Source organism: Dietzia sp. DQ11-38-2 (assembly GCF_014145055.1).
In the GTDB taxonomy this organism is placed as follows: Bacteria; Actinomycetota; Actinomycetes; order Mycobacteriales; family Mycobacteriaceae; genus Dietzia.
This window is the reverse complement of the sequence record NZ_JAALDW010000213.1, coordinates 1-5,108: the sequence shown is the minus strand read 5'-3', so window position 1 is coordinate 5,108 and position 5,108 is coordinate 1. Positions and strand designations below refer to the sequence as shown.

Here is a 5,108-nt window from a genome sequence, read left to right as displayed (position 1 = left end):
TGTCCGACGACGACGCTCCCGGAGGCGATCAGCCGGGCGGTCTCGTCGACGAGCGCGTCGAGGTCGGGCACGGCCGGCAGGTCCAGGGCCGTGGTGGCCCAGCTCTCCGGCAGGGCTCGGAGGGTCGGGTCCCACGACTGCGCATCGCCGTGGAGGCCGGGGAGAAAGACGAGGTTCGTCATGGGCGAGGGGCTCCCTCTACATCGACGCCGGGGGGTGACCCGACTGTAGCCCGGCGGTGTGAGGAACCGGCTGGCGCTCGGGCACCTGCACGGTGGTCGCGGTCTTGCGCTGCCGCTATTCTGCGTTACTATGTACCAGTAGTCATTGTCACTGAGTAGTTGGGGGACGTTCCATGGGCAAGCAGGCCACCGAGATGCTCAAGGGAACGCTGGAGGGCATCGTCCTGGCGATCCTGTCCGACCGGCCCGCGTACGGGTACGAGATCACCGCGTGGCTCCGGGGTCACGGTTTCGCCGACATCGCCGAGGGCACCGTGTACGCGCTCCTGGTGAGGATCGAGCAGCGTGGCCTCGTGGACGTGGAGAAGGTCCCCTCCGAGAAGGGCCCGCCCCGGAAGGTGTATTCGCTCAACGCCCGGGGGCGCGGGAACCTCGACGAATTCTGGAACACCTGGGACTTCCTCGTGGAACGCATAGACCAGCTCCGTCACCACAACGACAGCCCACAGGGCGAAGGAGAGAGATGATCATGGCCGCGAAATGGATCGAGGCCCTCACCGGGTCTCTGGATCAGAAGAAGCAGTACAAGCGCCACATGGCGCGGGTCGACGCTCTCCCCGAGCCGTACGGCAGCGCCGCCAAGGCGCTCAACCGGTACTTCCTCTACTACGGAGGATTCACCGACGGCGACACGCTCATCGCGATGATCGGCGACCACGCCGACATGTGGGAGCGAGCCGCGGTCGACGGCACTCCCGTGCGCGCCGTCGTCGGGGACGACCCGGTGGAGTTCGCGGAGACGTTCGCCCGCTCGTACTCCGGCAAGGAGTGGATCGACAAAGAGCGCCGGCGCCTGACCGAGGCCATCGACGCCGCGGCCGGCGATTCCGGAGGGGATGAGGGGACCCTCTCATGACCGCGCCGACCCTTCACGCGATCCGTGTCCACGGTCTGGAGAAGTCGTACAAGGACCTGCCCGTGTTGCGCGGCGTGGACTTCGATGTGGCACGGGGCAGCATCTTCGCACTGCTCGGCTCCAACGGCGCCGGCAAGACCACAGTCGTGAGAATCCTCGCAACCCTGCTCGAGGCCGACGCGGGAACGGCCGTTGTCGACGGCCTCGACGTCGCCGCACAGGCTTCGGAGGTGCGAGAGCGCTTCAGTCTCACCGGACAGTTCGCCGCCGTCGACGAGATCCTCACCGGGCGGGAGAACCTCGTCCTCATCGCCAGGCTTCGCCACCTCGACGACCCGGGCACGATCGCGGATGATCTCCTCGAGCGCTTCTCGCTGACCGCCGCGGCCACGCGGAAGGTGTCGACGTACTCGGGTGGGATGCGTCGCCGTCTCGACATCGCCATGAGCCTCATCGGGAGCCCACCGGTCATCTTCCTCGACGAGCCGACCACCGGGCTCGACCCCCGGGCCCGCATCGAGGTGTGGCAGGCGGTCAGAGAACTGGCCGACGGCGGCACGACGGTACTGCTCACCACGCAGTATCTGGAGGAGGCCGAACAACTCGCCGACCGCATCGCGATCCTCCACAAGGGTCGGATCATCGTCAACGGCACCCTCGCCGAGCTCAAGCGGCTGCTCCCGCCCGCACAGGTCGAGTACGTGGAGAAACAGCCGACCCTCGAAGACGTCTTCCTGGCCCTCATCGGCGAGGACGACGCGGACCACACGGACAGTGCCACGAGTAGGGAACAGCGATGAACACGCACTTCCTCGGCGACACCGCCGTCCTTCTGGGGCGGTCCCTGCGCCACGTCACCCGCAGCCTGGACACCATCATCACGACCGTCATCACGCCGGTCGCCTTCCTACTGTTGTTCGTCTATGTATTCGGCGGCGCGATCGACACGGGCCCGGATTCGGGGTCGTACGTGAACTACCTGCTGCCCGGGATCCTCCTCATCACCATCGCCTCGGGGATCGCCTACACCGCGTACCGGCTGTTCCTGGATATGAAGGGCGGAATCGTCGAACGACTCCAGTCCCTACCGATCGCGCGCTCAGCCGTGCTGTGGGGACACGTGCTGACCTCGCTGTTCGCCACTCTGATCTCGCTGGCGGTCGTCGTGGGCGTCGCCCTGCTCATGGGGTTCCGCTCACCGGCAGGGCCGTTGGCGTGGTTCGGTGTCGCCGGCATCCTGCTCCTGTTCACCCTGGCGTTGACGTGGCTCGCGGTCATCGCCGGGCTCTCCGCCACCACGCCGGACGGGGCGGGTGCGTTCTCCTACCCGCTGATCTTCCTCCCGTTCATCAGCTCGGCATTCGTCCCCACCGACACCATGCCCGGCCCGGTGCGCGCCTTCGCCGAACACCAGCCGGTGACCTACATCGTCAATGCCATCCGCGACCTGTTCGCGCAGCAACCGGTCGGCACCGACCTCTGGATCGCGATCGCCTGGTGCGTCGGCATCCTCATCGTCGCCTACACCTTCGCCATGGTCACCTACCGCCGCACGATCGCCTAGATGGGCGTCACACGATTCGTCTGTGCACCTGAGACCGGGCGAGCTCGTACGTCTTGACCAGCCAGAACGCGGCGAAGGCGTAGAGCGCCGCCGCCTCCCCGGCGAACAGTGCCACCGACGGTCCCACAGCCCACGCGACCAGGACAGCGGCGGCCGGGAATGCCACGACCAGCACGGCCAGGACCCGGTAGGCCACGCGGTACCTGCGCCGCAGATTCGGATCCGGCAGGGATCCGAGGGTCTCCTGTCCGTAGAAGAAGATCGACAGCGCGGCCAGCGCGAAGAACCCGACCGCGGCCACAGCGTGGACCGCCCCCGCGACGGTGGGCCCGGGCAGAGAGGTGTCCGACGTCGGGACCAGCGCCACCACGATCGAGAGGACCCCGGCCGCGTTGAGCAGTGCGTTCTCTCCCCGGGTGTAGCCGCGGTAGGCCACCAGCGCGACGCCTATCGCCACGAGGATCCCCACGAAGACACTGCGCGCCGGCGAGTAGTAGAAGGCGCTGAGCGAGCCCCTCATCGCCACCGCTGGGTCAAGGGCCACCCACAGCAGGAGAACAGCCGGGAGCACCAGGGCGCCGGCGGCGATGACCATCCGGAGGACGAAATAGGTCTCCACGATATAAGCCGCGGGCGCCTCGCAGAAGGTGGCCGGGACGCCGTGTCCCGGGCCGGCCGGCCCACGCCCGCCCGGTGGCCGACGCATGCCCCCACCCCCTCGCCGTGGCTCGTTCACCCTCGCAGCCGGGTGCCGGTCTTGGTGTAGATCCGGTTGAGGTGTCCCTCCACGGTCCGCTTGGACAGGTGGAGCTCGGCCGCGATCTCGGCGTTGGTCAGCCCCTGACCCACGAGAGTGGCGATCTGGGATTCGCGACGGGTCAGAGACACGCCCTGAGGGATTCTGGTGGCAGCGCCTCCCGGACCGGGCAGACCGCTCGCCGATCCACCGATCTCGGAGGTGGCGATCATCCGCTCGGCCTGGATGTGGTGCTGCGAACCCGGAGTGGCGAGGTGGCGCACGCGGTCGGCGACCGCCACGGACACCATGTGCAGACCGCATTCCCGGGCACGGTGGGCGTCGTCGAGAAGTCGCCGGGGGTTCTTGGCAAGGGAGTCGGCGGCGATGTCACGCACCAGCACCGGAAGATGGCCGGTGACCTCCAGCTCGGACACCAGCTGGCAGCTCTCGCGATCGGCGGACAGCACCCCGGCCATGGCGGCCCGCGTGGCGGACCCCAACTGCCCCTCGTCGATGAGCGAGCGGACGATCTCGCGGGCCTCCTCGCTGTGACCGAAGCAGTACAGCACCCCGGCCTCGGCTCCGCGGATCTCCGGCCCGAGCGGAGAATTGGTGTACTCGCGGATCCCACGCAGGCGCCGCAGCTTCTCCTTCGCGGTGGCGGTTCGACCGGACAGGGCCGCGATCAGCGCGCACAGGGACAGCGCGCGCGACAGGTACTCCTCGGGGCCGTCCACCTCGATGGTGTCGATCGCATCGGACGCGGCGGCCACCGCCGCCGACAGGTCCCCGGCGGCCAGCGCGATCTCGGCGTCGGCGACCCGGCGCAGGCCCGGGCCCAGGCGGACGGAGTCGTCCTGCTCGACCGCGATGAAGGGCGCGATCTCCGCCTGCAGGGCCGTGACTCCGAACCCGTGCAGGACCACGTACAACAACGAGGCGAGATACTCCTCCGACGCCCATGCGTGGGAATCCATCGTCCGCGTCCGGCGGGCCAACCGCCGCAGGACGGCCAGCGCGGCGTCGGACTGCCCGAGGGCGTCCAGCGCGATGGCATGGAGTGCGTCGAGTCTTCTCTCCCACTCGGCCGACAGCGGTGCGGGGCGCAGCGCATCCGGTGGAGAATCTGCATCTGACGGGGGCTCGCAGAGTGCGGTGTAGGCCCGGGCCGCCTCGCGGTACCGTCCCGCATAGCAGAGGTGCACCACGGTCAACGCGTCCAGAACCGAGTGCCCGGGGTCGCCCGGCACCAGGAATCCATGGGCCGACTCGATCAGCAACAGCGCGTTCTCCGGGCTCCGATCGCGGTAGTGCGCGAGATCCGCCCGGGCCGCCACGTTGTCGAGCAGCACCCTGGTGAAGTCGGGCCCACCCGGGTCGTCGTCGCCACCGTGGACCGCCGAAGCCCGCAGACACTCCAGTGACCGCTCGAACATCTCGGCCGCCTCGTGCACCCTGTCGGCCCACCGCAGGCACGAGCCCGCGACCAGGTCGAACTCGGCCTGCTGCAGCGGCGTCATCACCAGCCCCGCGCGCCTTGCCGCCTGGGACAACCCCACGCCGGTGCGGTAGTCGTTGGCCTCGAACGCGGCACGGGCCGCGGCCAGGGCTGCGGACGCGTCCACACGGGCGCCCTGAACTGCAGGGGCGCCCAACACCACGGAGCGGGCGGTGGGCGGCCCGGTGCCGGCAGCGGTACCGGCGGGA

Annotated in this window: 6 protein-coding genes and 1 pseudogene; 4 read left to right on the top strand and 3 right to left on the bottom strand. The window is 69.0% G+C overall.

From position 1 onward, the window contains the following. Positions 1 to 182 (bottom strand): annotated as a pseudogene (locus tag G6026_RS07790) (alpha/beta hydrolase); the annotation flags it as partial. Positions 183 to 355: 173 nt separating this feature from the next. On the opposite strand from G6026_RS07790, the gene G6026_RS07785 reads away from it, so the two are divergent. The 4 genes from G6026_RS07785 to G6026_RS07770 are packed head-to-tail and all read left to right on the top strand — an operon-like array spanning position 356 to position 2,662. Then, entirely contained in the window at positions 356 to 709 is a 354-nt protein-coding gene (locus G6026_RS07785; protein WP_182612837.1) for a PadR family transcriptional regulator, read from the top strand. 2 nt (positions 710 to 711) lie between these two features. Next, positions 712 to 1,098, top strand: coding sequence for a DUF1048 domain-containing protein (locus tag G6026_RS07780; RefSeq protein ID WP_182612836.1), 387 nt, complete (start codon positions 712 to 714; stop codon positions 1,096 to 1,098). Next, on the top strand, positions 1,095 to 1,898 hold the full coding sequence (locus G6026_RS07775) for an ATP-binding cassette domain-containing protein (RefSeq protein WP_182612835.1): 804 nt from the start codon (positions 1,095 to 1,097) through the stop codon (positions 1,896 to 1,898). The genes G6026_RS07780 and G6026_RS07775 overlap by 4 nt, the downstream gene beginning before the upstream one ends. Beyond that, positions 1,895 to 2,662 carry an ABC transporter permease gene (locus tag G6026_RS07770; RefSeq protein ID WP_182612834.1) on the top strand — a complete coding sequence of 256 codons (768 nt, stop codon included), beginning with the start codon at positions 1,895 to 1,897 and terminating at the stop codon, positions 2,660 to 2,662. The genes G6026_RS07775 and G6026_RS07770 overlap by 4 nt, the downstream gene beginning before the upstream one ends. Positions 2,663 to 2,669: 7 nt before the next feature. On the opposite strand, the gene G6026_RS07765 is transcribed toward G6026_RS07770, so the two are convergent. Together G6026_RS07765 and G6026_RS07760 are read right to left on the bottom strand one after the other, a co-directional pair. Further along, positions 2,670 to 3,368 carry a hypothetical protein gene (locus G6026_RS07765; protein ID WP_241725988.1) on the bottom strand — a complete coding sequence of 233 codons (699 nt, stop codon included), beginning with the start codon at positions 3,366 to 3,368 and terminating at the stop codon, positions 2,670 to 2,672. 26 nt (positions 3,369 to 3,394) lie between these two features. Beyond that, positions 3,395 to 5,108: LuxR family transcriptional regulator (locus G6026_RS07760; RefSeq protein WP_241727980.1), on the bottom strand; the 1,714-nt coding region annotated here is incomplete at its 5' end.